The organism is Nonomuraea sp. NPDC003560, assembly GCF_042878785.1.
Taxonomy (GTDB): Bacteria; Actinomycetota; Actinomycetes; order Streptosporangiales; family Streptosporangiaceae; genus Nonomuraea.
Map to the genome: position 1 here is coordinate 805,035 of NZ_JBIAOF010000002.1, position 25,240 is coordinate 830,274.

The window sequence follows — 25,240 nt, forward strand, 5'->3', positions numbered from 1 at the left end:
CACGGGAAGGAGGTATCTCCTACCCGGGAATGACATGACATCTCCCCCTGGCAGCTCAGGACCGGGGCCTGACCAGGTTCGATACTGGAAGCGCACGGGGGTGGGGATGAAGGGGATCAGGATGTTCTCGGCGGCCGCGCTGGCGCTGGTGCTGGTGGCCGTGCTGGCGTGCCCGGCCCCGCCCGCGGCGGCGTGGGCGGAGGTCCACCGGCCGTCGTCGTCGGAGCGGTTCATGCAGGTCGTGGCCCATCCGGACGACGACCTGCTGTTCATGAGCCCCGACCTGTACGGCGCCGTCCAGTGGCACCGCCCGACGGTGACCGTCTACCTGACCGCGGGCGAGGGCCAGGCCGGCTGGGACGACGACCGCGACCCCGTCGCCTACACCCGTGACCGCGCGCGGGGCCTGCGGGCCGCGTACGCCTTCCTGGCCGGCGCGCCCGACGTCTGGCGGGTCACCACGATCACGGCGGGCGGCTTCCCCGTCCGCCTGGAGGAGCTGGCCGACAGGCCGGCGGTCAGGCTCGCCTTCGTCGGGCTGCCGGACGGCGGCGACCCGCGCGCCGACGGCGGCCGCGACGCGCTGACCAGGCTGTGGCAGGACCGCTCCTGCGTGCGCCGGTTCGGCGCCGGCCCCGAGAGGCGCTGCGTCGGCCGGCGGGACGTGGTCGGCGTGCTGCGCGCGCTCTACGCCCGCTTCCGGCCGACGGTGCTGCGCACGCTCGACCCCGAGCCGCCCACCGGCCGGGGGTTGTGCGACCACCCCGACCACGTCGCCTCGGCCCGCTTCGCGCTGGCCGCGGCGAGCGGGCTGGGGCTGCGGGCGGTCTCCTACCGCGGCTACCCGATGACCGGCTGGGCCCCCAACGTCGCAGGGGCGCTGCGCGAGCTCAAGCGCCAGGTCTTCGGCGTCTACCTGGGCCACGACTACCGCGTCGGGCACACCTGGCGCTACCGGGCCTGGACCGAGCGCATGTACCGGGTCCCCTGAGCCGGGACGCCGCCCGGCTCAGGGGAGCGCCCGGCTAGAACCAGCCGCGGCGGCGGGCCATCTGCTCCAGGCCGTGCTGCAACGCCTGGTCGGCCGCGCCGGGGTGGTCGTCGTAGCGCACGGTGAAGCGGTTGTAGGTGTCGTGGCTGGAGGTCAGGAAGCCGCCGCGCTTGTCGGCCTCCAGGATGACGTCCATCTGCCGCGGCCCGGCGATGAACGTCAGCTCCAGCTCGTTGAAGTGCCGCCGCCACTGGCCGCCCGCGTAGTACTCGATCTCCTGGAAGAACGGCATCGTCGAGCCGTACAGCGTGCCGCGCTCCAGGTCGGCCTTCTTGAAGCCGAAGCCCAGCCGGTCGAGGGCGGCGATGACGTGCTCCTGGGCCGGCAGCGGGCTGACGAACAGCGGGTCGAGGTCGCCCTTGTCGATCGCGCCCGCCAGCGCCAGCTCCGTCTGGACGCCGAGCCGCATGCCGTGCAGCGGGTGGCCGCCGATCGCGCTGATCGGCGTCTCCCACGGCACCATGATCTCGAACGGCTGCTGGTGCTGGGCGCCCGAGGCGAGCTGGAACGTCCCGGCCACCTGCTGGCGCAGGAAGCTGTAGGTCGTCTTGTACTCGTTGTCGCCGCTCTCGACCTCCACCACGGCGGTCAGGTCGAGGTAGATGCCCTCGACCTTGTAGTCGGAGCCGCCGCCGCGGAAGTGCACGACGCCGCGCAGCGGCTCTCCGGGACGCACGGTCGCGTCGGTCAGCACCGTGTCGACCTCGACGCCCGCGCCGAAGGCGGCCATCAACTTGCGGAACACCATGGGGTCTCTCCTATGCGGTGGGGGTCTGGCCGTTGGCGGCGAGGTGTCCCGTGCCCGAGATGCGGGGGAGCAGCTGGGCCAGGACGAGGGTGGACAGCGCCGAGTCGGCCTGGCCCTGCTGGGTCCGTACGACCAGCGGCTGGGGGGCGTTCTCGGCGAGCTTGGCGCCCACGTCCAGGCGCCGGCGGGCCAGCTCGTACTGCAGCACGGCCCGGTTGTCGCGGTAGGACTCGGCCAGCCTGCGCAGGGCCTTGGCCTCGTTCTCGGCGGCGGTCAGGTCGGCCCTGCCGCGCGCCTCGATCTCCCATGTCACGCGCTGGGCCTCGGTCTCCTGCTCCTCCAGCATGCGCGCCACGTTCTTGCGCGCGGTGTTGTGGGCGGCCTTGACCTCGACCACGCGGGCGTCGCGGGTCTTCTTGGAGCGCTCGATCTCCATGAGCAGCGTGTCGATGCGGCGCTTGCGGGTCAGCTCCCACTCGCGCTCGTAGGCCGACAGCTCCTTGGCGACCTTCTCCCGGGTGGCCAGGTGCTGCTGGTACTGGTCGGGGAGCTGGACGTCGGGGATGTTGGCGCCGGTGACGCGCACGCCGTACCGGCCGAGCTGGCGGTTGAGCGCCTCCTGCATGTCCCCGACGTCGGAGCCGCGCAGGTCGTAGGCGCGCTCGGTGTTGACCCGCCGGCTGCGCTGCCTGATCGCGTCCTGCACGGCGCTGGAGAGCACGAGGTCGAAGTTGCCCGCGCCGATCGTCCGGACGAACGCCACCGGGTCCACGATGCGGAACTTCAGGAAGAACTCGATCGACTTCAGCGGCACGTTCTCGGCCGTCGGGCAGGCCACGATCGGCGCCGAGTACGGGATCTCGGTGGAGGTGTCCACGACCGCGTCCACCCGGTCCCACGGCAGCCACAGGTAGTGGCGGCCCGGCGGGAGCGTGCCGGTGATCGCGCCCCAGCGGCTGCGCACGCCGGTGGTGCCCTCCTCGATCTCGATGATCGCCTGGCGCCAGATCGTGACCAGCGCCACGACCAGGAAGAACAGCGAGGCCAGCGCGGCGGGCAGGGTGAGGTCGGTGAGCGCGGCCATCCCGGCGAAGTACAGGGCCAGCAGGACGAGCGCCACCCAGGCGAAGCCGCGCCGGTCCTTGGGGATCACCACCGGCACGAGCTGGCCCTGCTCGCCGCCGCGCAGCAGCTGGCGGATGTCGGACCAGGAGGCCAGCGACTCCTTGATCTTCGAGAACTCGCGGGTCATCGGACCTCACCCTCGCTCAGGCGGCCGGGCAGCAGGCGCTCGACCGTGCTTTCCAGGTCGTGGTCGGGCTCAGGCGTGGCCTGCGGCTCGCTCACGTCGGCGGCGGCCTTCTTCAGCAGGGCCGCGATCTCGTCCTCGCGGCTGCTGACGCGGGCGGCGATCTCGCCGAGCCGGCCGCGGATGGCGGCCATGTCCTCGGCGGAGAACAGCGCCGCGCCCTTGCCGCCCACGAGCTGCTGGGCCAGGGCCAGGAAGTCGATGTCGGTCTGCTCGCCCACCTGCACCACCTGCGGCAGCCGGGTGGCCACCGACTCCAGCTTGGTCAGCAGGTCCTGCTGGAAGCGGTAGTCGAGGATCTCGGGGGCCTCGGCGGCCGACAGCGCCCGGATGTCCAGGGCCTGGGCCTCCAGGAGCGCGGCGTTGGCGTTGGCCGTGGACTCGGCCTCGACCAGGCGCTGCCTGGCCTGCGCGGTGGCCTGGTGGCTGGCGCGTTCGAGCGCGGTGTCCATGCGGGCCTGGTAACCGGCGATCTCGGCCTGGATGGCGCTGAGCGTCTCCTGGAGCCCCGCCAGCTCCTTGACCAGGTCACCCTCGTTCTGCTCCTTGCGGAGCTGGAGCTCGTACTCGTAGGTGTAGGCCTCCTTGGCCACCCGGACCATCTCGGGGGCGGCCAGGTCCATGCGGTACTCCTGGCTGGACGGCTCGGCGTGGGTGATGTTCACGTCGGTGAGCCGTACGGCGGGCAGGAACTGCTGGTTCAGGTTCTCCAGCATGCCGAGGGTGCTCTCGCCCACCAGGTCGTAGATGTCCTCGGCCCGCTGGGCGTAGATCAGCGAGCGGGTGACCTCGCTGATGGCGTTCTGCAGCTTGGACTGGAAGCCGCTGACCGAGCCGAGCACGAAGATGAACTCGGCCGGGTTCTCGATCCTGAACTGCAGGAACAGGTCGACGCTGGCCTTGACGCCCTGCTGGGTCGGCGCCTCCCTGATGGGGGCGTTGAACGGGTACTCGCGGGTGGTGTTGACGATGTAGCTGACCCGCTTCCACGGGTTGAACAGCGTCACCCGGCCCGGGTCGGCGATGTGCACCAGCTTGCCGAACTTGGTGATCAGCGCCTTGCAGCCCTCGGGGACCATCACCACGCTCCTGCGCCACCACAGGAACGCGGCGGCCAGGACCAGCACCACCCAGTAGTGCGGGCCGAAGAAGATGTCCGACCCCGGCACGATGCCGCCGAGCGCGCCGATCAGGCCCAGGACCACCAGCACCGTCAGCGGGATGACCACCTTGGCCGTGCTGCCCTTGGGGATCACCACCGGCGAGATGACGTGCATGCCGTTCTCGGCGAAGCTGCGGTTGACGATCTCGCCGGCCTCGTTCAGCGAGGCGGACCTGGCCTCGATCAGCGTGCCGACGGAGGCGCCGCCGTCGCGGGCGGCGGCGAAGTCGTGCGGGTTGAGCGCGAAGCCGGGGGCCTGGCCGGTGAGCTGGCCGGCCTGGTCGGCGACCTGGCCGATCGCCTGGCTCATCGCCTGCCGTACGTCACCTCCTTGAGCGACCGCTTGGGCTATGCCCTGACCTGCCTGGATCAGTGCCTCTCGGGGTCGTGACATCGAACCTTCCTTTTCCGCTACAGGCGAATCCGACCGTATCGGGTATGACTTGCTGTTCGCTTGCAATGTGTCGTCATATGACTGTTACGTCCCATAGCAGGGGTGTTATGGATGGAGCAGGTCTGCTACCTGGAGGGTTGATGAGCGAGACCGTCCACAACCGCATCGCGCTGCTGCGCGCCGAGCGGGGGGTGAGCCGCAGGCAGCTCGCGCAGGCGCTGGGGGTGCACTACCAGACCGTGGGATACCTGGAGAGGGGCGAATACAGCCCGAGTCTTCACCTGGCGTTGCGCATTGCCGGATACTTCGAGGTGCCGGTCGAGGTGGTGTTCTCCACCACGCCGTTCCCCCGGATCGGGCAGCCCACGGCCTGACGGTTTCTGTCGGTGGCGCCGCCTACAGTGGCAGCATGCGTCCGGTCACAGATTTGCAGCGGAAGGTGGCGCCTTTCGAGGTCGTCACCGAGATGACTCCATCCGGCGACCAGCCGACGGCCATCGCCGAGCTGGAGCGCCGCGTCCGGGCCGGGGAGAAGGACAGCGTCCTGCTCGGCGCCACGGGCACCGGCAAGACGGCCACGATCGCCTGGCTGATCGAGCGGCTGCAGCGGCCCGCGCTGGTCATGCAGCCCAACAAGACGCTCGCCGCCCAGTTCGCCAACGAGCTGCGCGAGATGCTGCCCAACAACGCGGTCGAGTATTTCGTCTCCTATTACGACTACTACCAGCCCGAGGCGTACGTGCCGCAGAGCGACACGTACATCGAGAAGGACTCCTCGATCAACGACGAGGTCGAGCGGCTGCGCCACTCGGCCACCAACTCGCTGCTCACCCGCCGCGACACCATCGTGGTCGCCTCCGTCTCGTGCATCTACGGCCTGGGCACCCCGCAGGAGTACGTCGACCGCATGGCCAGGCTCCGCGTCGGCATGGAGGTCGACCGCGACCAACTCCTGCGCCGCCTGGTCGACATGCAGTACACGCGCAACGACCTGGCCTTCACCCGGGGCACGTTCCGGGTGCGCGGCGACACGATCGAGATCATCCCGAAGTACGAAGAGCTGGCCGTGCGCATCGAGATGTTCGGCGACGAGATCGAGAAGCTCGCCACCATGCATCCGCTGACCGGCGAGGTCATCACTGAGGACGAAGAGCTCTACATCTTCCCCGCCTCCCACTACATCGCCGGCGAGGAGCGCATGGCGGCGGCCGTGGCCGGCATCGAGGCCGAGCTGGCCGCGCGCCTGTCGGAGCTGGAGCGGCAGGGCAAGCTGCTGGAGGCCCAGCGGCTGCGCATGCGCACCACCTACGACATCGAGATGATGCGCCAGATCGGCACCTGCTCCGGCATCGAGAACTACTCCCGCCACCTCGACGGCCGCGCCGCCGGCACCGCGCCCAACACGCTGCTCGACTACTTCCCCGAAGACTTCCTGCTGGTCCTCGACGAGTCCCACCAGACCGTGCCGCAGATCGGCGCGATGTACGAGGGCGACGCCTCGCGCAAGCGCACGCTGGTCGACCACGGGTTCCGGCTGCCGTCCGCGCTGGACAACCGGCCGCTGAAGTGGGAGGAGTTCCTGGAGCGCATCGGGCAGTCGGTCTACCTGTCGGCCACGCCCGGGCCGTACGAGCTGGGGCGGGTCAAGGGCGACGTCGTCGAGCAGGTCATCCGGCCCACCGGCCTGGTCGACCCCGAGATCGTCGTCAAGCCCACCAAGGGGCAGATCGACGACCTGGTCCACGAGATCCGCGAGCGCGCCGAGCGCGACGAGCGCGTCCTGGTCACCACGCTGACCAAGAAGATGTCCGAAGACTTGACCGACTATCTCCTGGAGCTCGGCATCCGGGTGCGCTACCTGCACAGCGAGGTCGACACGCTGCGCCGCATCGAGCTGCTGCGCGAGCTGCGCATCGGCGAGTTCGACGTGCTGGTCGGCATCAACCTGCTGCGCGAGGGCCTCGACCTGCCCGAGGTGTCGCTGGTGGCCATCCTCGACGCCGACAAGGAGGGCTTCCTGCGCTCGGAGACCTCCCTGATCCAGACCATCGGCCGCGCCGCCCGTAACGTGTCCGGCCAGGTCCACATGTACGCCGACAAGATCACGCCGTCGATGGAGCGGGCCATCGACGAGACCAACCGGCGCCGGGCCAAGCAGATGGCCTACAACGAGGCCAACGGCATCGACCCGCAGCCGCTGCGCAAGAAGATCGCCGACATCCTCGACTCCCTCCAGCGCGAGGACGCCGACACCGACAAGCTGCTCGGCGGCGGCCGTCAGCAGTCGCGCGGCAAGGCCCCGGTGCCCGGCTTCGCCGCCCGCCAGGCGGGCCAGCACGCCAAGGCCATCGCGGGCGAGATGCCGCGGGCGCAGATGGAGTCGCTGATCGAGTCGCTGACCGAGCAGATGCACCAGTCGGCCGCCGACCTTCAGTTCGAGGTGGCCGCCCGGCTGCGCGACGAGATCAAGGAGCTCAAGCGCGAGCTGCGCGACATGCGCGAAGCAGGCGTCAAGTAGGGGCCGGCGACATGCGCGACGCGGTCGTCCAGTAGTGGCCGACAGCATGCGCGAAGCGGGCGTCCAGTAGGGGCCGGCGGGCCGGCGGCGGGTCCCCGCGTGGCGCGCCCTCGCCGGCCCCGGCCGTGGCTCAGGGTTCTGACCTGCGGGAATGAAGGCGGATTCCTGGGGCAGCGGTCCAGGTATGAACAAGTCGATCATCGGGGCTCTGGTCGGTGCGGCGCTGCTCGCAGCCGGCTGCGGCGCCGTACGGGAAGTCGGCCAGTTCGCCGTCGAGCCCACGCCGGGCCCCACCATGGGAAGCCCGTCTCCGTCGATGGAAAGCCCGCCCGAAACGGGGACCATGTCCCCCTCGCCGGGCGCCACGTCCATGAAGCCAGGAGCCGGAGAGCTCAAGGACGCCGCCAAGGTCGCGATGGCCGCGGTGCCCGGATCCAAGGTCGTCTCCGTCGAGAGCGAGGAGAACGGCATGGTCTGGGAGGTCAAGGTCGTCGGCTCCGACGGCACGGAACACCAGGTCGACGTGAAGTCCGGCAAGGTCGTCAAGGGGCCGACCGCCGAGCAGATGGACGAGCAGGAGAAGGCCAAGATGCACACCCGCATCACCGAGGCCAAGCTCGACTACGCCCAGGCCGCCGACAAGGTCGCCGCGGCCGTACCGGAGGGAAGCGTCACCAAGCTGAAGCTCGACACCGAGAACGGCAAGACCGTCTGGAAGTCGGACGTGATGACCCCGGACGGGACCCAGCACGAGGTGATGGTCGACGCCGCCACCGGTGAGGTCACCAAGAAGAACGAAACCAGCTGACCCGCGGGGGAAGCAGGCCACCTCCGGCCATCGGCGGAGGTGGCCGTCCCGGGCCGCAAGGGGGTGCCGCACGGCTCTGGACGCCTGCCGAGGAGGTGGAGCCGGGAGGGGTGCTCTACGGGCTGTAGAGTAAGGTCCTGATCGTGTTTCCGGCCGCCCCGCGGCGGTTCGCCGAGCAGCAGAGAGACCTCTTCCCCCATGACCACTCCCTTCCAGTGGCTCGCCGCCCGGATCGCCTTCGAACGAGCCGCCCTGCGCCGGGCCGCGGGCGCGGCGCTGGCCACCAGCCTGATGATCATCGTGACCGGCGGAGTCGTCCGGCTGACCGGGTCAGGGCTGGGCTGTGACGGGTGGCCGCGCTGCTCGGAGGCCGGTTTCGCGGCCACGCCCGAGCTCGGCGTCCACGGCGCGATCGAGTTCACCAACCGGGTGTTGTCCGGGGTCGTGTGCGTCGCCGTCGGCTGGCTCATCGTCGTGGCCCGGCTGCAGCGCCGTCCGGTGCCCGAGCTGACCCGGTGGGGGTGGGTGCAGTTCTGGATCGTCGTGCTGAACGCGGTCGTCGGCGGCCTCACCGTGTGGGCGCGGCTGAGCCCGTACCTCGTCGCCGCGCACTTCCTGGCCGCCGTGCTGTTCCTGACCGCCACCACGGTCGTCTGGCACAAGGCCCGCCTGCTCGACCGGCCCGCGCGGCCGCTCTCCGTGCCGGTGGGCCGCCTTCCGGCGGCGCTGGTGGCGTCCGTGGCGCTGCTGGTCGCGGCCGGCACGATCGTCACCGGCACCGGGCCGCACGCGGGTGACTCCTCCGACGTGCCGCGCATGCCGTTCAACTGGACGGGGATGGTCTGGCTGCACGGGGTCGCCGCCGCGCTCAGCCTCGGCCTGGCCGTAGCCCTGTGGCTCAGGACCCGGCGCGAGCCGGGCTCGGCGGCCCACCGGCGCACCACGTTGTTCCTCGCCGTGCTGCTCGGCCAGGGGCTCGTCGGCCTGACGCAGATCGTGACGGACCTGCCCGAGGTCGTCGTCCTCGCCCACCTGCTGGGCTCGGCGATGGTGTGGGTGGGCGCGGTACGCGTCCTCCTCGACACCCGGCTACCGACGGCGGCAGGGGAGGAACGGCCCCTGCCCGTCCCCGCTCGTACGTAGCCGATCCGCGCGGACGGGCCCGGCGCTCCGGCGGGCGGGCCGCGCGCGTTCCGCCGGTCACGTCCGGCCGGACTCCTTGCGGAGCAGGTCGGCGAGGGCGTCGGGGTCCGCGGCGGCCACGCCCTTGGCGGCGAACCAGGTGGCCACGTTGCGGGCGTCCCGTTCCAGGTACGACGGGCCCGTGGGATGGGCGATCACGTCGACGATCTGCGGCAGGTCGATGATCACCAGCCGCCCCTGGTGCACCAGCAGGTTGTACGGCGACAGGTCCCCGTGCGCCAGCCCTTCCGCGGCCAGCGTCACCATGGCCGCCACGAGCTGCTCCCACAGGTCGTCGAGCCCGTCGGAGACCTGGGCCAGGCGCGGGGCGGCGTACCCGTCGGGGGTGCCGACGAACTCCTCCAGGATCTCCGTCCCCACGATCTGCACCGGGTACGGCACCGGCACCCCCAGCTCCCACAGCCGGCAGAGCGCCGTGAACTCGGCCACCGCCCACTGCGCGGCGATCACCTGCTTGCCGAAGGCGGTGCGGTTGGCCATGGCCCGGTTCATCCGGCTCTCGCGGGCCCTGCGGCCCTCCAGGTAGCCGGAGTCCCGGTGGAACAGGCGGTGCTCGGAGGAGCGGTAACGTTTGGCCGCCAGCAGGCAGACCCGGTCGGTGCCCGGCACGCCCCGCGAGATCAGGTGGACGTCGGCCTCCTTGCCGGTCTTGAGCAGGCCGAGCTCGGTGTCGACGGCGGCCAGCTCGGTGACCAGCCAGCCGGGGTGCGGCTTCGGCCCCTTCTCGGTGGGCGTGCTCTGGTCCCAGGTGGACCAGCGGTCGCCCTCGGGCGGGCCGTCATCGGTCTCGGGGGCGCTTTCGAGCCATTCGATGTCGTCGGCGTCGAGCGCGAACTTGCCACGGCGGCGGTGTTGCGAGTGCTTGGGCACGGTGAGATGTCTCCAGTTTCGAGGCCCCACCGGCTCGCCGGACGGATCAGGTCAGCGGACACCTGGTGGGAAGGTCTGAGGTCGCGGAAAACGGCACGCGGGCAACGGTCGTCACGGTCTCAGCCTCCCTTCGTCTCGCTGCGATCGACGCGGACGAGTATGCCGGGTCCGGCACGGCACTCGCAATCGAATAAACGGCGGCCCGATAACCGGGTGCGCCGTGACCAGCCCGGCTTGTACGGTTCGGCCATGCGGCGATGTGAGGTGTGCGGACATCAGGAACCCGCCGGCGCGCCGGACTGCGACCGCTGCGCCGGGCTGGTGGACGAACTGGTCGAGGAGGGCTGGCGTGCCTTCCTGCTGGCGGAGTTCGGCACCGTGGCCCCGCCGGACGAGCAGCTCATCGCCCGCATGGTGGTCGACGAGCCCGACAAGCACCCGTGGCGGGTCGTGGACGCCGCCTACGACCGCCTGACGTGCCCCGAGTGCGGCGGCCGGCTGAGCCGCGGCCCGGCCGGATGCGCCTCCTGCGATCTCGCGAACGGGTTCCGCTACTCGGCCGTCGAGATCGACCGCCCCGGCGTGCCGCCCGGCAACGAGCACGCGCTGCGGGTCAACGTGGCCGTGACGCGCCGCCCGTACGGGATCGCGGCCACGGAGGTGCTGGTGCGCCGGCTCTCGCTGCCCGTGCTGATCGAGGGCCGCCTGCCCACGACGGCCCAGGCCCAGGCCACCAAGGCCCTGGCCCGCAAGGGCGCCACGGAACAGGAGCTGGCCGCCGTGATCTACGCGGACTGGAACAGCTGAGCGCGACACGCGCCCTGCGGAAGGCCCCGGCGGCCCGTCACTTCTGGTCGGCGGCGGGGCGGGCGGCGGAGTCGCGGGCGAGGGCGACGATCCGCTCCAGGGCCGCCGCATGCCGTTGGAAGGCCGACCGCCCCTGCGGGGTGAGCTGCACGTACGTCCGCCGCGCCCGTTTGTCCTGGTCCTTGCGGACGACCACATACCCGGCGGCGGCCAGCGCGGAGACCTGCTTGGACAGCGCCGAGTCGCTGGTGCCGACCGAGTCCCTGAGGAAGCCGAAGTCCACCCATTCGGCCGGCGCCAGCAGCGCCACGATGGACAGACGCGCCGGGACGTGCAGGAACTCGTCGAAGAGCGGATCCATCAGGCGACCCCGCCGTCCTGCCGCACGATCGACCTCATGACCAGGCGGTTGACGGGCGTGGCCGCGACGTACACCAGGGCCGCCACGACCGCGCCCGCGACCGCCTGCGACAGCAGCCCGTGCGGCGGCAGGTCGAACAGCGCGAAGGAGGCGATCCGGCCGATGCCGAAGCCCACCATGACGCAGGCCAGCAGCACGCCGTGGAACAGGGCCTCCCGGCCGGTGGCCTTCCGCCGGACCGAGGCCCGGTGCTCGTAGACGATCCCCACGCCCGCGTACACGACCACCCCGAGCGCCGCGCCGAGGTAGAACCACGGGCTCGGCAGGTCCAAGGCCGCGAGCATGACGAAGAGGCCGAGCGCGGAGACGAGCACGCGGGGGAGCGCGAAGCTCTGGCGGACGATCTGCTGCCGGGTCCTGGCCTGGAGGCGGTGGATGTCGTCGAGCGAAGTCTGGGCGTCGTGCTGGTTCATGGGCCTTCTCCGGGGTCGGCTACTGCTTTCCTGTAAGGAAAGTAGCATCTGTTTTCCTCTCGGGAAAGTCGTCGGCGGCCGAACGGGCTCGGTGCCGGAGGTGAGACATGTCTCTTTGATCTCCGGTGCCCGCGGAACTAGGGTCGCTGCATGGTCAAGGCCAGAGGTGACAAACCGTGATCGGCCGCGCAAAGCTCGCCCTCGGGCGGCCGCTCGGCCGTGAGGGCCAGGGAATGGTGTACGAGGAGCTCAGCGGCAGGATCAACGGCCGGCCGGGGGTCGCGTACAAGGAGATCGACTACGACGTCCGACCGGGCCTCGACGTCGCCGTCCTCACCGCGATGACGCAGCTGGCCGGCCGTCTCTCCCCCTCGGACGTCGCCTGGTTGGAGGAGCGCGCGGCCTGGCCCGCCGAACTGGTGGAGGAGAACGGCGCCGTCGTCGGCTTCCTGATGCGGACCGTGCCACAGCGGTTCTTCCGCGAGACGCCCGGCCCGTCCGGCGCCGTACGCCGGCTCGCGACCCTCGACCGCCTGTTCGGCCAGGAGGACGTCACCGACCGCGACCGCCTGCTGATCCTGGCCGATCTCGCCGACACGCTCGCCCGCCTGCACGCGGCGGGCGTCGTCGTCGGCGATCTGTCCCCCGGGAACGTGCTGTTCACGACAGAGCCGCCGCCGGGATGCTTCCTCATCGGCTGCGACGCGATGGGGCTGGGCGGAGCGCGGGCGCTGCCGCCCGTGGAGACGCCGCCCGACCGGCGGATCCCCGCCGGGGAGCAGCCGGGGACGCCGCAGGGTGACGCCTACCAGTTCGCGCTGCTGGCCGTCCGTGTCTTCGCCCGTGACCCGTCCACCACCGACGTGTCCGCGTTGGCCGCCGTCCATCCCGGCCTGGCGGAGTTCGCCACGACCGCGCTCGACCAGCCCCCGTTCAGCCGTCCCATGCCCGCGCAGTGGGCCGCGCGATTACGCGAGGCCGCGCGGCCGGAGCCGGTCTCGCCGCCTGCCCGGCAGGCCGAGGCGGTTTCCGGTGCCGGACGGTCGAAAATGGTCGGCATCGGGGCCGCGGTGGTGGCCGTCGTGCTGGTGGTGCTCGCGGTGGTCGCGAAGAACGTGGTCAAGAACAACGTACGCGAGGCCCTGACCGGCTCTTCGGAGGCCACGACCGAGCCCGCCGAGACGTCGTCGTTCCCCACGCCCGCCGACTTCCCCAGCCAGGCGCCGCCCACCTCGGCACCCACCTCGGCCCCGACCGTGGAGCCGAGCGAGCCGGTGGCCGCCTTCGAGGTCGGCGACTGCCTGTCCGGACTGCCGGACGCGCCTGTGGTCGACAGTTGCAAGCAGGGCGCGCCCTATCGGGTGGCCGCCATCACCACTCCCTCCGGGCTCTGCGACGGCACGACCAACCACCGCTATCTCATCCACGACGACGTGCTGTACTGCCTGGCCTACCAGTTCGGGCGGAACTACTGCTACAAGTGGTCGAAGAACGATGAGTTCGTGGACTTCGCCCGGAAATGCCGAGCGCCGAAGACGTTCACCGTGCGGCGCGTTCTGCGAGGGAACGCCGACAAGGACGCCACCGCCTGCGATGGCGTGACCCGACATTCCTGGACGTGGCCCGTCCCCGCGCTGACCATCTGCGTCGACAAGTACTGAGCGACCGGCCGGACACCGATGATTTCCGGGCGGCTCCGGTGTCGTACGTGTCACCGGACGACCCGCGACCACGGAGATGCGATCATGCGGAAGCTCATAGCGACGGTCTTCAACTACTCCCTCGACGGCCTGCTCGCCGACGAGGGCACCGACTTCTGGAAGTTCTGCTTCGACCTGCCCGAGAACAATCGGCCCGACTCCCCGGCCTACCTCGACTTCCTGCGGAGCGCGCACGCGCACGTCATGGGCCGCAACGCCTACGAGGGCATCGCCAAGGGCATGACGACCGCCACCGACCACCCGTTCGCCGACATCCTGACCGCCGGGCGCAAGGTCGTCTTCTCCCGGACCATGAAGACGGCCGACTGGGCCAACACCACCGTCGCCGACGGCGACCCGGCGGAGGAGATCGACAAACTCCGGCTGGACGGCGACGGCCACATCCTGGTCTGGGGCGGTGTCGGCCTCTGGCGGTCGCTCATGCGGCTCGACCTGATCGACGAGTTCCGGCTCAGCGTGTTCCCCTACGTCGCGGGCGAGGGCACCCGGCTGTTCGACGGCTTCCCCAAGTCCTACCGGCTCGACCTGGTCTCCAGCTTCGCCTCCGAGGGCGGGATCATGGAGCTGCAGTACCGCCGGCACCGCTGACCCCGGCCGCTGCCGGTCCGCGCCGCCGAAGGGCCGCAGGACCGCCTGGGCCCCCTCATGGCCACGCCCGGAGCTAGGCGGGCGGCCATTCCAGGCCGAGGTCGATGTCCACGTCGAACCCGACGTCGAGGCGCAGCCGCCCGCGATGGACGCCGGCGGACACGTAGACCCCGGCGTCGCGGTCGAGGTGGAAGGCGTGCACCACCGGCTGGTCGTCTTCGCACTCCACCCGCCAGTAGTGCTCGATGCCCGCCCCGGCGTACCTGATCGGCCTGGTACGGCGATCCCGCTCGCGGGACGCCGCCGGGACCACCTCGCAGACGAGGTGCACCTGATCAGGACGGAACGACGTGGTGGCCGGGCCGATCGCCGGCCTGCGGGCCACCAGGACGTCCGGCGCGAGCAGCAGACGCGGCCCGAGGGCCACGGTCATCGAGCGGATCACCGCCAGGTGCGCGGGCGGCCTGAGCGACCGCTCGAACAGCCGGGTCGCGAACATGCGGAAGGCGCTCTGCGGCGGCCGCGTCACGAGCACGCCGTCGATCAGCTCGGCGCGCCGGGGAGCGCCTGGCGGGAGCGCGTCGAGCGGGCCGGCCGCGGTGAAGGGGCGCGACCAGGCGGGCAGGGCTGGGGACATCGGGCGGGCACCTTCCGGACGAGCGCTCGGCGCGCTCATGGTGCCACGTCAGGCGGACCTCAGGAGTAGCCTTTGCGCTGCTCCATCATGGAGCCACGTCAGGCGGACCTCAGGAGTGGTCTTTGCGCTGCTCCATCGAGCGGCGGTAGAGCTCGTCGATCTGGTCCAGCGGGTCCGGGGGACGGCGGCGGGCCTCGATCTCCAGCTCCGTGCGCGAGTACAGCTCGTCGATGCCGGAGGACGCGTGGTGCATCTGGTCGCCCAGGAGGTCGGCGCGGATGCGGGCGCACATGGCGGTCAGCTTGGCCTGGTGCTCGCGCAGCCGGTCGAGGGCGGCGTGGTCGACGTACGGCGAGACGCGGCGCTGCTGGGCGTAGGTGGCGAGCTGGCCGTCGTGCACGTCGGCCTGGGCCGACAGGTCGGCCAGCAGCCGGGGCAGGTCGCCGAGGCCCCAGCCGCGCTGCTGGGCCTGCTCGACGGCCTGGCGGGTGAGGGTCACCTCGCGGCGCAGGTCGAGGCGGAGGCGTTCGACCTCGGCCGCGTCGCCGGTGCCCATGGCGTTGACGTGCGTGGTCAGCCGGGTGGTGGCCTGCCGGGCCTTCTTGGCCGCCTTCTTGCCCACCTTGACCAGCAGATAGACGCCCACGCCGGTCAGCAGCAGGAGAAACGCCAGGATGGCCAGCACGATGACAAGGAACTCGCTGATCTCCGCCACCTCCCGTGGGGTTGTTGCCTAGAAGGATAGTTCGACCCCCAAGGGGTTCAACGCGCGACGGGGATCCCGGGTTCCGCCGACCGTGCCGAGCAAGCTCTTGATCGGGGACGCGGGCGCGTGTTTCAGTGCACATGTTCGGTCGTCTCGGATGAGGGGTGCGCGTGCTCGACGGCAAGGTAGTGATCATCACGGGCGCCGCCCGGGGCATGGGTGCGGCCACGGCGCGCCGGTGCGCGGCGGCCGGGGCGCGGGTCGTGCTCACCGACGTGCTCACCGAGGAGGGGATGGCCACCGCCAAGGACGTCGGAGGCACGTTCGTCCCGCACGACGTGACGGACCCGGAGCAGTGGGCGGCCGTGGTGGCCTCGACCGTCGAGGCGCACGGGCGGCTCGACGGGCTGGTGAACAACGCCGGGATCGTCACCGTGCGGACCATCGAGCAGCAGACCCTGGCGGAGTTCGAGCGGGTGCTCCAGGTGAACCTGGTCGGCGTGTTCCTCGGGCTGAAGGCCGTGGCCGGGGCCATGCGGGCGTCCGGCGGCGGGGCCGTGGTGAACCTCTCGTCGGTCGCGGGGCTGACCGCGCTGCCCGGCACGGGCGGGTACGGCGCGTCGAAGTGGGGCGTACGCGGGCTGACCAAGATCGCGGCGCTGGAGTTCGGGCGGGACCGCATCAGGGTGAACTCGGTGCATCCCGGGATGATCGTCACCCCGATGACGGTCTCGCTGGGCGCGGTCTCGGGCGAGGGCACGTTCCCGCTGGCCGCCGCCGGGCGATGGGGTGAGCCGGAGGAGGTCGCCGAGGCCATCGCGTTCCTGCTGTCCGACGCTGCCTCGTACGTCACGGGCGCGGAGCTGGCGATCGACGGCGGCTGGACGGCGGGGGAGACGGCCCTGCTCGGCTCCGTCCCGCGCGAGGCCGCTCCCGCCGCGGAGGAGGGGGCCGGAGATGGCCGTTGACGAGCCGACCCGCGCGGTCATCGACCTGATGAGCGAGTTCTTCCCCAAGGGCGAGGGCCCCTGGGACCCGGTGGCGGCGCGCCGCGTGCTGGCCTCGGTCCCGAGCCCGGAGCCGATGCCCGTGGGCCGGGTGGAGGACCGCGACGCGGCGGGCGTCCCCGTGCGGATCCACTGGCCACCGGAGGGCGCCGAAAGGCGGCCGCTCGTCGTGTACTTCCACGGCGGCGGCTTCACCCTGGGGTCGCTGGACAGCCATGACGGCGTCTGCCGGCAGATCTGCGCCGGGTCCGGGGCGGTGGTGGTCGCCGCCGACTACCGGCTCGCGCCCGAGCACCCCTATCCGGCCGCCGTCGAGGACGCCTTCGCCGTCACCCGGTGGGCCCACGAGCACGCGGCCGGGCTCGGCGCAGACCCAGGGGCGCTGGTGGTGGCGGGCGACAGCGCCGGTGGCAACCTCGCCACCGTCACCTGCCTGCGGGCGCGCGAGGAGGGCGGGCCGCCGATCGTGCTGCAGGTGCTGGTCTATCCCGCGACGGACGGCGTCCGTCACTGGCCCTCGTACGACCAGAACGGCGAGGGATATTTCCTGACGACGGCGCACATGCGGTGGTTCTGGGACTGCTACCAGCCCGACCGGGAGCGGCGCGGGGAGCCGTACAGCTCGCCCCTGGGCGCGGACGTGAGCGGCCTGCCGCCGGCCTTGGTGATCACGGCCGGGCACGACCCGCTGCGCGACGAGGGCGAGGCGTACGCCCGCCACCTGCGCCACTCCGGGGTCGAGGCGGAGTGCGTCCGGTACGAGGGCCTGTTCCACGGCTTCTTCGGCACGGGCGCGATCCTGCCCGCCGCCGCCGACGCCACGGACCGGGTGTGCGCCGCCATCCGCGCCGTCAAATAAGGGGATTTTTCATGCCGTACGCCGAAATTTCGGCAACCATCAGCCTCTTCTACACCGACGACGGCGCCGGCGACCCGCCGCTGCTGCTCGTGCACGGCTGGGGCGCCGACTCCCACCAGTGGTCCTGGCACATCGACGCCCTGGCCGCCCGCCACCGCGTCATCGCCGTGGACCTGCGCGGCCACGGCTACTCCTCGGTCCCGGAGACCGGCAACACCCCCCAGGCGATGGCCGAGGACCTGAACACGCTGCTCGACCGCCTGGACGTCCCCGAGGTGGTCGCGGTCGGCCACTCCATGGGCGGCCAGGTCGTCTCGATCCTCGCGGTCGAGCATCCGGGCCGCGTACGGGCGCTGGTCACCCTCGACCCCGGCTACGGCATGGGCCAGGACCTCGCCGCGGGCTTCCCCGGCATGATCGCGGGCCTGCGCGGCGCGCACCCGCACGCCGCCGCCGAGGAGATCGACCGGTGGTGCACCACCTCCGCGACGCCCGCCGTCATCCGGCGCTGGCACAAACGCCGCCTGTACGGCATGCCCCCGCACGTGCTGGCCGAGGCGTTCGAGGCCATGTTCACCGCCCCGGGGGCCATCGGCGTGCGGCCGGTCAGCGACGAGTACCTGGCCCGCCGGCGCTGCCCGGTGTTGTCGATCTGGGCCGACCCCGGGCGCGCGGCCTGGGAGTCCGGCCTGCTCAAGCATCCGGGCTCGAAGGTCGTGTGCTGGGAGGGCTCGGGCCACCGGCTGCACGAGGAGCGCCCGGCGGAGTTCGTCCGCGTGCTGGAGGGCTGGCTCAGGGCGCGTTGACCGGCGTTGACCGGCGTTGACCGGCGTTGACCGGCATGGTGAAGGGCCCGGCAGCGCGGACGCTGCTGCCGGGCCCTCCGTGTGAGCGCGCCACGGGGGTTGGGGGCCATGGCGCTCACACGTCTATGCGGGCGGCTCCACCCGGACGATCTCGCCCTTGCCGGGGGTGAAGCCCTTGTTCGACACGTAGACCGAACCGTCGCCGGCGACCGCCATGCCCAGCGGCACGGTCAGCGTGCCCGGCTTGAGCAGCTCGGTGCGCGTGCCGTCGGCCTCGATGCGGTAGAGCGACGTACGGGGCTGGTGGTCGGCGGGCACCGGGCCGACCGAGCCCAGCACGAGCAGCCGGCCCGAGGCGTCGAAGGCGACGTCGACCGCGGTGGTGAAGCCCTTGACGGCGGTCTCGGCCTTCTTCCCGGCCAGCCTGAACACCCTGGCCACGCCCTCGGGCTGCGGGAACCCGGCGTGCTCCGCCACGTAGTAGGAGCCGTCGGGGGCGGCCGCGATGCCCATCGGCACCGACTGCATCGGCACCTTGCTGCCCTTGGGCAGCTTGAGCATGGCCGGGGCCGCGACCTTGCGCGCGTGGAACACCGCCCGCAGCGTCACCTTGCCCGACGCGCTGACCTGGAGCACGTCGTTGCCGCCCACGTCCGTGACCAGCGCGCCGCCCTGCGGGGTCGGCACGACCGCGAACGGGTACGAGTCGATCGCGCTGCCCTTGTCCTTCTTGTCGGGGTTGTGCTTGACCTCGAACGCCAGCAGGTCGCCCATGACGGACGGCTTCCCGTCCTTGATCTTCAGCAGCGTGCCGAGGGTGCGGCCCTTGGGGCCGAGGTCGGCCCGCAGCTTGCCGTTGCCGCCCAGGCCGACGGGCACCAGCATGGAGCCGTCCGCGGCGAAGGCGACGTCGTGCGGGCCGGTGCCGAGGCCGTCGGAGCCGGCCGAGGGCAGGTCCTTGACCACGGTGGTCAGCGTGCCGTCGGCCAGCTTGGAGATCTTCCCGGTGAGGCCGAGGCACACCTTGCTCGCCTCGCCGCCCGGCTCGGCGGGCACGGTCGCGCACTTGATCTTCCCGCCGGAACCGGACTCGGCGACGTACAGGGCGCCGTCGGGGCCGAAGGTCAGGCCGCGCGGGCCGTCGAGCTTGGCGGCGACGACCGTGACGCTCGCCGACGCCGACGCCGGGACGGGCGCGACCGACGCGGCCAGGCCGAGAGCAGCGACTCCCCCCGTGATGATGACTCGCTTCATGAGGGAACACCGTAGAAGCGCCGGACGGGGCGGCGAATCAGCCCGCAGGGTGAGGCGTACTCAGCCTGTGGGTGGATTCCTCCTGATCCTGCGCCGGGCGCGCAGCCGGCGTACCCGCCGGAAGGTCCACCACGCGAGCACGACGAACAGCAGCAGCGCGACGATCACCAGCACCGGCAGGAACACCGCGATCAGGCTCATGCCGAGCGAGCCGGCGTCCTCGGCGGTGCTCACCACGGGCGCGCCCACCCCGGCCGTGCCCGCGTTGATCACCGGACGGGCCGTCGCCTTCAGCGTGTGGACGGCCAGCGCCATCACGATGCCCAGCAGCCAGCCGGCCCACGGGTTCTCGGTCATCCAGGTGGAGTGGTCGAGCTCGGCGGCGGCGTTGGTGGCGGAGAAGACCACGCCGCCCGCGGCCGGGCGCACCACGGTCTGGATGGCGTCGTTGACGGTGTCGACGGCCGGCACCTTGTCGAGTACCATCTCGGCGAGCAGCAGCACCGCGATGATCGCGAGCACGCCCCAGTTCGACAGCCAGGCGTAGCCGTCGGGCAGCTTCACCTTGTCGGTGAGGTTGGCCAGCACGCCCACGACCAGGAGCGGGATGTAGGCGTTAAGGCCGGCGGCGGTGGAGAGGCCGAGACCGGTCAGCGCGGCGAACATCCCCCTAGTCTGCCCCCGCCGCGGCCTCCATCACGCGGGCCAGGCCCGGCCGGGTGAACTCGGCCGCCGCACGCTCGTACTTCTCCATGCCCCAGGACCAGAAGTCGAAGTCGATCGTGTCGTTGGCGCCGTCCTGGATCGAGGCCCACAGGGTCCAGCCGTACTTGGACATCAGGCCGAGCAGCCGGGCGCGGGCGATCCTGTGGCGCAGGCGGCGGCCGTAGTAGGCGGTGACGAGCTCCTCCAGGTGGCCGGGCGGCAGGTCCGCCTCGCTCCAGAGGTTGCCGAGCTCGAAGCAGGGGTCGTTGTTGCCGGCGTACTCGTAGTCGATGAGATGGAGGCGGTCGCCGCACTCGACGATGTTGCCGGGGAGGAGATCGTTGTGGCAGGGAACGGTGGGTTCGGCGCGTACCGCCAGACATTTCCTGATTTCTGCGGCGACGGGCATGAAATCCAGATATTTCGCAGGAAGTCGGAACCCTCGCTTCTGGACGATCCGCAGATACTCCCGCTGCACCTCGAACATGTCGAAATCGCGCACGAAGCGCGGCCCCGCGTGCAGCCGCCGGCACACCTCCGCCACCCGCGCCAGATTTGCCGGCTCCCACAGGTCGGCCTCGGTGAACGTCCGGCCCGGCAGGAACCCGATCACCAGCACGCCCGCCTCCGGCAGGTAGCCGTGCACGGGCGCCCCGACCCCGGTCCGCGCGGCGGCGAGCGAGTCGGCGTGCTCGGCGTCCTTGTCGATGCCCAGCAGGGAGCCGTCGCTGGCGGCCACGCGCACGACGTAGACCCCGTCCGGGGTGGTGACCTTGTAGTTGCGGTTGGTCATCCCGCCGGGCAGCTCCTCGACGGAGCGCGGCAGGCCGGACAGCAGCGGGATGCGGTCGAGGACCCGGGCGATCGCCATGATCGATGCTAGCTCCGCCGTCCTAAACGGTCTAGACCTTTTAGGGTACGCGGGTTAGCCTCGCGACCATGAGCGACTCGGCCCGCATCGTGATCATCGGCGGCGGGGTGGGCGGCGCGTCCGTCGCCTACCACCTCACCCGGCGCGGCGAACGCGACGTCGTCCTGCTGGAGCGGGACGAGCTCACCAGCGGCTCCACCTTCCACTCGGCCGGCCTGGTCGGCCAGCTGCGCTCCGACCCCACCCTGACCCGGATGAACCAGTACTCCGTCGAGCTCTACCGCACCCTCGACGCCGGCTGGACCGAGTGCGGCGGACTCAAGCTGGCCTCCACCCCCGAGCGGATGGCCGAGATCCGCCGCCAGATCGGCTGGGCCAGGACGTTCGGGCTGCCGCTGGAGGAGATCTCGGTCGCCGCGGCGGTCGAGCTGTTCCCGCTGATGGACCCGTCGGGGGTGGTGGGAGCGGCGTACCTGCCGACCGACGGCCAGATCGACCCCTCGATGCTGTGCTACGCCCTCGCCGCCCGCGCCCGCGAGGGCGGCGCCCGCCTGCGCACCCGTACGCGGGTGCTGGGCATCGACGTCGAGCGCGGGCGCGTCACCGGCGTCCGCACCGACCAGGGCGACATCGCCTGCGAGATCGTGGTCAACTGCGGCGGCATGTTCGCCGCCGAGATCGGCCGCATGGCCGGGGTGCGCATCCCGATCGTGCCGATGTCCCACCAGTACGTCGTCACCGACGCCTGCCACGACCACCCCGTCCTGCCCACGCTGCGCGACCCCGACCTGCTCGTCTACTACCGGCAGGAGGTGCGCGGCATGGTCATGGGCGGCTACGAGCGCACCTGCGCCCCCTGGACGGCCTCCGCGACCTCCTACGACGCCGTGCCGGCCGACTTCAACGGCAGGCTGCTGCCCGAGGACTGGCCGCGCCTGGAGGAGATCTCCGCCAACTCCCGGATCCGGGTGCCCGCGATGGCCGACGTCGGCATCCGCAAGCTGATCAACGGGCCGGAGGCGTTCACCCCGGACAACGAGTTCTGCCTGGGGGAGACCGAGGTGGGCGGGTTCTTCGTGGCGGCCGGGTTCTGCGCCCACGGCATTGCCGGCGCGGGCGGCATCGGCAGGATCATGGCCGACTGGATCGTCGACGGCGAGCCAGGCATGGACGTCCACCACATGGACGTGCGCCGCTTCGGCCGCCAGTACCGGTCGCCGTCGTACACCGTCAAACGCTCGGTCGAGAACTACGAGACGTACTACGACATCCGCTACCCGGGCCACGAGCGCGCGGCCGGACGCCCGCTGCGGGTCTCGCCCGCCTACTCCTGGCACGCCGCCCACGGGGCCGTCTTCGGCGAGAAGGCGGGCTGGGAGCGGGTCAACCACTACTCCGCCGCCCCCGACGGCACGGACGAACGCCCCCGCGGCTGGGCCGGACGCCTGTGGTCGCCCGCCGTCGGTGCCGAGCACCGCGCCACCCGCACCACGGCCGGGCTGTTCGACGAGAGCTCCTTCGCCAAGATCGAGGTCACCGGTCCGGACGCCGCCGCCCTGCTGGAATGGGTGTGCGACAACCACGTGGCCCGCCAGGTGGGCGCCGTCACCTACACGCAGGCGCTGAACCGGCGCGGCGGCATCGAGTGCGACTTCACCGTCACCCGGCGCGGCGAGCAGGAGTTCCTCATCGTCACCGGCACCGCGTCGGGCTCCCGCGACCTCGCCTGGCTGCGCCGGCAGGCCGCGCTCACCGGCTCGACGGCCAGGATCGCCGACGTCACCGGCCAGTACGCCTGTTTCGCCCTGTGGGGCCCCAAGGCCCGCGACATCCTGGCCGGGCTGACCCCGGACCCGCCGGACCTGCCGTTCATGTCGGCCCGGGAGCTCACCGTGGGCGACGTGCCCGCGCTGGCGCTGCGGGTGACGTTCGTGGGGGAGCACGGCTGGGAGCTGTACTGCTCCAGCGAGTACGGGCTCGCGCTGTGGGAGACGCTGTGGCGGGCGGGCGAGCCGTACGGGCTGGTCGCGGGCGGCTACCGGGCCATCGACAGCCTGCGGCTGGAGAAGGGTTACCGGGTGTGGGGCGCCGACATCGGGCCCGAGACGACGCCGTACGAGGCCGGGCTCGGGTTCTGCGTCAAGCCCGGCAAGGACTTCCTCGGCCGCGACGCCCTCGACCCCCACCCGGCCCGCCGCCTGCGCTGCCTCACCCTGGCCGACCCGCGGGCGGTCGCCCTGGGCAACGAGCCCGTCCGGGTGGACGGCCAGGTCGTGGCCCGGGTCACCTCCGGCGGCTACGGGTACACGGTCGAGCGGTCGATCGCCTACGCGTACCTGCCGGTCGGGCCGGGGGCCGAGGTCCAGGTCGAGGTCGAGGGGGAGTGGGTGCCGGGCGTCGTGGTCAGGGAGCCGCTGTACGATCCGGCGGGGTCGCGGGCGCGGTGACGCCGCTGCGCACCGACAGGCGCACCCGGTCGGGGCGGAACAGGTCGCGGGCGTACTCGACGGGGGCGCCGTCGGCGGCGTAGGCCGTGCGCTCGATCAGCATGAGCGGCGCGCCCGCCGCGATGCCCAGCTCGGCCGCCTCCTCAGGACCGGCGATCACCGGGTCCAGATGCTCGACCGCGGTCCGCGGCTCCAGCCCGTAGCGGCCGGCCAGCAGGGCGTAGAGCGAGCCGCCGAGGTCCTCGTCCAGGAAGCCGGGCAGCGCGGGGAAGAAGGACCGTTCGAGCGCCACCGGCGACCGGCCCGCCGACCGCACCCGGGCCACCTCGTGCACCGGCTCGCCCGGCCCGACGCCGAGCGCGGCGGCCACGGCCGCGGGTGCGGGCACGGTGGCGGCCGTCAGGATCCGCGCCTCGGCCCGCAGGTGGGCGCGGCGCATCTGCTCGGTGAACCCGGCCAGGCCCGTCAGGTCGCACTCGATGCGCGGCTCGGCCACGAACGCGCCGCCCGACCTGCCGGGGAGCCTGATCAGCACGCCGTCGCGTTCGAGGGTGGCCAGGGCCTGGCGCAGGGTCATCCTGCTCACGCCGAGGCGGGCGGCCAGCTCCCGCTCGCCGGGCAGCCGGTCGCCCGGGGCCATCTCGCTGGAGGAGATCGCCGCCAGCAGCCACTGCTCGATCTGCGTGTGCGCGGGAACCCCGGTGCCACGCTCCAGCTCAGGCGGTGTCCCGACCACACGCGCATGCTATCGGGCCATACGGGAGGAACCACTCAGGACGACGAGAGGCGGGTCACGGCGTCGGTGAACTCGCTGATCATGTCGTACACCACGTCACGGGCCGGACGCACGCGATCGAGCTGGCCCACCACCTGGCCCACGTAGTAGGTGACGAGCTCCACGGCCCCGGGGTCGCCGCGGTCGGCCGCCGCGCCGATGCGGGCCATCGCCCCCTCGGCCAGCAGCAGTTGCAGGGGCATGCCCAGCGGCCCCGGGCTCTCCTGCCCGGAGTCCCACTCCTCGGTCCAGGCCGACCTGAGCTGCCGCGCCGGCTTGCCCGTGCGCGACCGGGACCGGACGGTGTCCAGCGACGAGGCGGCCAGCAGCTTGCGCCGCAGCGCGGGCGACGTCTCCGCCTCCTCGGTGGTCAGCCACACCGAGCCGCACCAGACGCCCTCGGCCCCGAGCGCCATGGCCGCGGCCATCTGGCGTCCCGAGGCGATGCCGCCCGCGGCCAGCACCGGGACCGGCGCGACCGCGTCCACGACCTGCGGCACGAGCACCATCGTGGAGATCTCGCCGGTGTGGCCGCCCGCCTCGGTGCCCTGGGCCACGACGATGTCCGCCCCGGCCGCCACCTGCCTGCGGGCGTGCTCCACCGTTCCGACCAGCGCGGCCACCGGCACGCCCGCCTTCCTGGCGCCCACCACCATCTCCGGCGGCGGCGGTCCGAGCGCGCTGGCGATGAGCCCGATCGGGTGCTTGAGCGCCACGTCGACCAGCGCGGTCGCCCCCGGCGCCGTCACCCGCCGGCCGAACTCGTCGGCCACCGCGCTCAGGGGCTGCGGCGGCGCGTTCACGCCGTACTTGGCCAGCAGGTGGGCGACGAAGTCGCGGTGGCGGTCGGGCACGAAGTCCAGCAGGTGGGCCCGCAGGTCGAGCGCCGAGGCGTCGATCCGGCCGGGGACGAGCACGTCCACCCCGTACGGCCGCCCGCCCACCCGCTCGTCGATCCAGGTCAGCTCGGCGTCCAGCCGCTCCGGCGAGTACGCGACGGCCCCCAGCACCCCGAACCCGCCCGCGTTCGTGACCGCGGCCACCACGTCGCGGCAGTGGCTGAAGGCGAACAGCGGGAACTCGACGCCCAGGCGCTCACAGATGGCGGTCCGCATGCACCGACGCTAACCTCCAGAAGCTTGTTCGGTCCATCCCCGTTT

Annotated in this window: 25 protein-coding genes; 12 read left to right on the top strand and 13 right to left on the bottom strand. The window is 71.9% G+C overall.

What is annotated here, in order from left to right:
- Nucleotides 1–106 precede the first annotated feature (106 nt).
- A complete protein-coding gene (locus ACFYUV_RS09080) occupies nucleotides 107–991 on the top strand; it encodes a PIG-L family deacetylase (RefSeq protein WP_387666635.1) in 885 nt (294 codons plus the stop codon).
- Nucleotides 992–1,025: 34 nt separating this feature from the next.
- On the opposite strand, the gene ACFYUV_RS09085 is transcribed toward ACFYUV_RS09080, so the two are convergent.
- The 3 genes from ACFYUV_RS09085 to ACFYUV_RS09095 are packed head-to-tail and all read right to left on the bottom strand — an operon-like array spanning nucleotide 1,026 to nucleotide 4,664.
- Nucleotides 1,026–1,799 (bottom strand): sporulation protein, encoded by a 774-nt coding sequence (locus tag ACFYUV_RS09085; protein WP_387666638.1) that lies wholly within the window; start codon nucleotides 1,797–1,799, stop codon nucleotides 1,026–1,028.
- Between the two features lie 10 nt (nucleotides 1,800–1,809).
- The gene (locus ACFYUV_RS09090; protein WP_387666640.1) at nucleotides 1,810–3,051 is read right to left on the bottom strand and encodes an SPFH domain-containing protein; all 1,242 of its coding nucleotides are present in this window, start codon (nucleotides 3,049–3,051) and stop codon (nucleotides 1,810–1,812) included.
- The gene (locus ACFYUV_RS09095) at nucleotides 3,048–4,664 is read right to left on the bottom strand and encodes an SPFH domain-containing protein (protein WP_358293784.1); all 1,617 of its coding nucleotides are present in this window, start codon (nucleotides 4,662–4,664) and stop codon (nucleotides 3,048–3,050) included. The genes ACFYUV_RS09090 and ACFYUV_RS09095 overlap by 4 nt, the downstream gene beginning before the upstream one ends.
- Nucleotides 4,665–4,804: 140 nt before the next feature.
- Between ACFYUV_RS09095 and ACFYUV_RS09100 the strand changes: the two genes are divergently transcribed.
- From ACFYUV_RS09100 to ACFYUV_RS09115, 4 genes are all read left to right on the top strand, one after another.
- Nucleotides 4,805–5,038: a helix-turn-helix transcriptional regulator gene (locus ACFYUV_RS09100; RefSeq protein WP_387666643.1), complete on the top strand. Its 234-nt coding sequence runs from the start codon at nucleotides 4,805–4,807 to the stop codon at nucleotides 5,036–5,038.
- A gap of 35 nt (nucleotides 5,039–5,073) precedes the next feature.
- On the top strand, nucleotides 5,074–7,182 hold the full coding sequence (gene uvrB, locus ACFYUV_RS09105; RefSeq protein WP_352358255.1) for an excinuclease ABC subunit UvrB: 2,109 nt from the start codon (nucleotides 5,074–5,076) through the stop codon (nucleotides 7,180–7,182).
- Between the two features lie 184 nt (nucleotides 7,183–7,366).
- A complete protein-coding gene (locus ACFYUV_RS09110; RefSeq protein WP_387666646.1) occupies nucleotides 7,367–7,990 on the top strand; it encodes a PepSY domain-containing protein in 624 nt (207 codons plus the stop codon).
- Nucleotides 7,991–8,188: 198 nt separating this feature from the next.
- Complete coding sequence (locus ACFYUV_RS09115; RefSeq protein ID WP_387666648.1) at nucleotides 8,189–9,133, top strand: heme A synthase; 945 nt, start codon at nucleotides 8,189–8,191, stop codon at nucleotides 9,131–9,133.
- 57 nt (nucleotides 9,134–9,190) lie between these two features.
- Here the strand turns inward: ACFYUV_RS09115 and ACFYUV_RS09120 are convergent, their stop codons facing one another.
- Nucleotides 9,191–10,063 (bottom strand): serine protein kinase RIO, encoded by an 873-nt coding sequence (locus tag ACFYUV_RS09120; RefSeq protein ID WP_387666651.1) that lies wholly within the window; start codon nucleotides 10,061–10,063, stop codon nucleotides 9,191–9,193.
- Between the two features lie 249 nt (nucleotides 10,064–10,312).
- On the opposite strand from ACFYUV_RS09120, the gene ACFYUV_RS09125 reads away from it, so the two are divergent.
- Complete coding sequence (locus ACFYUV_RS09125; RefSeq protein ID WP_387666654.1) at nucleotides 10,313–10,870, top strand: hypothetical protein; 558 nt, start codon at nucleotides 10,313–10,315, stop codon at nucleotides 10,868–10,870.
- A 37-nt stretch (nucleotides 10,871–10,907) separates the two neighbouring features.
- On the opposite strand, the gene ACFYUV_RS09130 is transcribed toward ACFYUV_RS09125, so the two are convergent.
- Nucleotides 10,908–11,231: a transcriptional regulator gene (locus tag ACFYUV_RS09130; RefSeq protein WP_358293772.1), complete on the bottom strand. Its 324-nt coding sequence runs from the start codon at nucleotides 11,229–11,231 to the stop codon at nucleotides 10,908–10,910.
- Nucleotides 11,231–11,704: a hypothetical protein gene (locus ACFYUV_RS09135; RefSeq protein ID WP_387666657.1), complete on the bottom strand. Its 474-nt coding sequence runs from the start codon at nucleotides 11,702–11,704 to the stop codon at nucleotides 11,231–11,233. Before ACFYUV_RS09135 ends, ACFYUV_RS09130 begins: the two co-directional genes overlap by 1 nt.
- A gap of 176 nt (nucleotides 11,705–11,880) precedes the next feature.
- Between ACFYUV_RS09135 and ACFYUV_RS09140 the strand changes: the two genes are divergently transcribed.
- Complete coding sequence (locus tag ACFYUV_RS09140) at nucleotides 11,881–13,365, top strand: hypothetical protein (protein ID WP_387666659.1); 1,485 nt, start codon at nucleotides 11,881–11,883, stop codon at nucleotides 13,363–13,365.
- 84 nt (nucleotides 13,366–13,449) lie between these two features.
- Nucleotides 13,450–14,013: a dihydrofolate reductase family protein gene (locus tag ACFYUV_RS09145; RefSeq protein ID WP_387666662.1), complete on the top strand. Its 564-nt coding sequence runs from the start codon at nucleotides 13,450–13,452 to the stop codon at nucleotides 14,011–14,013.
- Between the two features lie 73 nt (nucleotides 14,014–14,086).
- Here ACFYUV_RS09145 and ACFYUV_RS09150 read toward each other — a convergent pair whose 3' ends face one another.
- Both ACFYUV_RS09150 and ACFYUV_RS09155 read right to left on the bottom strand, forming a co-directional pair.
- Nucleotides 14,087–14,650 carry a Uma2 family endonuclease gene (locus ACFYUV_RS09150; protein ID WP_387666664.1) on the bottom strand — a complete coding sequence of 188 codons (564 nt, stop codon included), beginning with the start codon at nucleotides 14,648–14,650 and terminating at the stop codon, nucleotides 14,087–14,089.
- 109 nt (nucleotides 14,651–14,759) lie between these two features.
- Nucleotides 14,760–15,365: a hypothetical protein gene (locus tag ACFYUV_RS09155; protein ID WP_387666666.1), complete on the bottom strand. Its 606-nt coding sequence runs from the start codon at nucleotides 15,363–15,365 to the stop codon at nucleotides 14,760–14,762.
- A gap of 161 nt (nucleotides 15,366–15,526) precedes the next feature.
- On the opposite strand from ACFYUV_RS09155, the gene ACFYUV_RS09160 reads away from it, so the two are divergent.
- From ACFYUV_RS09160 to ACFYUV_RS09170, 3 genes are read left to right on the top strand one after another with little or no spacing between them, the layout of a single operon-like run.
- Nucleotides 15,527–16,324: a glucose 1-dehydrogenase gene (locus tag ACFYUV_RS09160; RefSeq protein ID WP_387666668.1), complete on the top strand. Its 798-nt coding sequence runs from the start codon at nucleotides 15,527–15,529 to the stop codon at nucleotides 16,322–16,324.
- Nucleotides 16,314–17,222, top strand: a complete 909-nt coding sequence (locus tag ACFYUV_RS09165; protein ID WP_387666671.1) for an alpha/beta hydrolase — start codon at nucleotides 16,314–16,316, stop codon at nucleotides 17,220–17,222. The genes ACFYUV_RS09160 and ACFYUV_RS09165 overlap by 11 nt, the downstream gene beginning before the upstream one ends.
- 11 nt (nucleotides 17,223–17,233) lie before the next feature.
- Entirely contained in the window at nucleotides 17,234–18,028 is a 795-nt protein-coding gene (locus ACFYUV_RS09170; protein WP_387666674.1) for an alpha/beta fold hydrolase, read from the top strand.
- 123 nt (nucleotides 18,029–18,151) lie between these two features.
- Here ACFYUV_RS09170 and ACFYUV_RS09175 read toward each other — a convergent pair whose 3' ends face one another.
- Genes ACFYUV_RS09175 through ACFYUV_RS09185 form a run of 3 tightly spaced genes read right to left on the bottom strand, consistent with a single transcriptional unit; the run spans nucleotide 18,152 to nucleotide 20,858 of the window.
- Nucleotides 18,152–19,282 carry a ScyD/ScyE family protein gene (locus ACFYUV_RS09175; RefSeq protein WP_387666676.1) on the bottom strand — a complete coding sequence of 377 codons (1,131 nt, stop codon included), beginning with the start codon at nucleotides 19,280–19,282 and terminating at the stop codon, nucleotides 18,152–18,154.
- Between the two features lie 60 nt (nucleotides 19,283–19,342).
- Nucleotides 19,343–19,948, bottom strand: coding sequence for a DUF4126 domain-containing protein (locus ACFYUV_RS09180; RefSeq protein WP_387666678.1), 606 nt, complete (start codon nucleotides 19,946–19,948; stop codon nucleotides 19,343–19,345).
- A 4-nt stretch (nucleotides 19,949–19,952) separates the two neighbouring features.
- The gene (locus tag ACFYUV_RS09185; RefSeq protein ID WP_387666680.1) at nucleotides 19,953–20,858 is read right to left on the bottom strand and encodes a phosphotransferase; all 906 of its coding nucleotides are present in this window, start codon (nucleotides 20,856–20,858) and stop codon (nucleotides 19,953–19,955) included.
- A 68-nt stretch (nucleotides 20,859–20,926) separates the two neighbouring features.
- Between ACFYUV_RS09185 and ACFYUV_RS09190 the strand changes: the two genes are divergently transcribed.
- Complete coding sequence (locus ACFYUV_RS09190) at nucleotides 20,927–23,305, top strand: FAD-dependent oxidoreductase (RefSeq protein ID WP_387666682.1); 2,379 nt, start codon at nucleotides 20,927–20,929, stop codon at nucleotides 23,303–23,305.
- On the opposite strand, the gene ACFYUV_RS09195 is transcribed toward ACFYUV_RS09190, so the two are convergent.
- Both ACFYUV_RS09195 and ACFYUV_RS09200 read right to left on the bottom strand, forming a co-directional pair.
- Nucleotides 23,262–24,041, bottom strand: coding sequence for a GntR family transcriptional regulator (locus ACFYUV_RS09195; protein ID WP_387666684.1), 780 nt, complete (start codon nucleotides 24,039–24,041; stop codon nucleotides 23,262–23,264). The two genes, ACFYUV_RS09190 and ACFYUV_RS09195, sit on opposite strands and share 44 nt — an antisense overlap.
- A gap of 35 nt (nucleotides 24,042–24,076) precedes the next feature.
- Nucleotides 24,077–25,195 carry an NAD(P)H-dependent flavin oxidoreductase gene (locus ACFYUV_RS09200; protein WP_387666686.1) on the bottom strand — a complete coding sequence of 373 codons (1,119 nt, stop codon included), beginning with the start codon at nucleotides 25,193–25,195 and terminating at the stop codon, nucleotides 24,077–24,079.
- Nucleotides 25,196–25,240 lie beyond the last annotated feature (45 nt).

Coding starts and splice junctions, on each gene's coding strand:
- ACFYUV_RS09080 (WP_387666635.1), top strand. CDS start 107: ATGAAGGGGATCAGGATGTTCTCGGCGGCCGCGCTGGCGCTGGTGCTG.
- ACFYUV_RS09085 (WP_387666638.1), bottom strand. CDS start 1,799: ATGGTGTTCCGCAAGTTGATGGCCGCCTTCGGCGCGGGCGTCGAGGTC.
- ACFYUV_RS09090 (WP_387666640.1), bottom strand. CDS start 3,051: ATGACCCGCGAGTTCTCGAAGATCAAGGAGTCGCTGGCCTCCTGGTCC.
- ACFYUV_RS09095 (WP_358293784.1), bottom strand. CDS start 4,664: ATGTCACGACCCCGAGAGGCACTGATCCAGGCAGGTCAGGGCATAGCC.
- ACFYUV_RS09100 (WP_387666643.1), top strand. CDS start 4,805: ATGAGCGAGACCGTCCACAACCGCATCGCGCTGCTGCGCGCCGAGCGG.
- uvrB (WP_352358255.1), top strand. CDS start 5,074: ATGCGTCCGGTCACAGATTTGCAGCGGAAGGTGGCGCCTTTCGAGGTC.
- ACFYUV_RS09110 (WP_387666646.1), top strand. CDS start 7,367: ATGAACAAGTCGATCATCGGGGCTCTGGTCGGTGCGGCGCTGCTCGCA.
- ACFYUV_RS09115 (WP_387666648.1), top strand. CDS start 8,189: ATGACCACTCCCTTCCAGTGGCTCGCCGCCCGGATCGCCTTCGAACGA.
- ACFYUV_RS09125 (WP_387666654.1), top strand. CDS start 10,313: ATGCGGCGATGTGAGGTGTGCGGACATCAGGAACCCGCCGGCGCGCCG.
- ACFYUV_RS09130 (WP_358293772.1), bottom strand. CDS start 11,231: ATGGATCCGCTCTTCGACGAGTTCCTGCACGTCCCGGCGCGTCTGTCC.
- ACFYUV_RS09135 (WP_387666657.1), bottom strand. CDS start 11,704: ATGAACCAGCACGACGCCCAGACTTCGCTCGACGACATCCACCGCCTC.
- ACFYUV_RS09145 (WP_387666662.1), top strand. CDS start 13,450: ATGCGGAAGCTCATAGCGACGGTCTTCAACTACTCCCTCGACGGCCTG.
- ACFYUV_RS09150 (WP_387666664.1), bottom strand. CDS start 14,650: ATGTCCCCAGCCCTGCCCGCCTGGTCGCGCCCCTTCACCGCGGCCGGC.
- ACFYUV_RS09165 (WP_387666671.1), top strand. CDS start 16,314: ATGGCCGTTGACGAGCCGACCCGCGCGGTCATCGACCTGATGAGCGAG.
- ACFYUV_RS09170 (WP_387666674.1), top strand. CDS start 17,234: ATGCCGTACGCCGAAATTTCGGCAACCATCAGCCTCTTCTACACCGAC.
- ACFYUV_RS09175 (WP_387666676.1), bottom strand. CDS start 19,282: ATGAAGCGAGTCATCATCACGGGGGGAGTCGCTGCTCTCGGCCTGGCC.
- ACFYUV_RS09180 (WP_387666678.1), bottom strand. CDS start 19,948: ATGTTCGCCGCGCTGACCGGTCTCGGCCTCTCCACCGCCGCCGGCCTT.
- ACFYUV_RS09185 (WP_387666680.1), bottom strand. CDS start 20,858: ATGGCGATCGCCCGGGTCCTCGACCGCATCCCGCTGCTGTCCGGCCTG.
- ACFYUV_RS09190 (WP_387666682.1), top strand. CDS start 20,927: ATGAGCGACTCGGCCCGCATCGTGATCATCGGCGGCGGGGTGGGCGGC.
- ACFYUV_RS09200 (WP_387666686.1), bottom strand. CDS start 25,195: ATGCGGACCGCCATCTGTGAGCGCCTGGGCGTCGAGTTCCCGCTGTTC.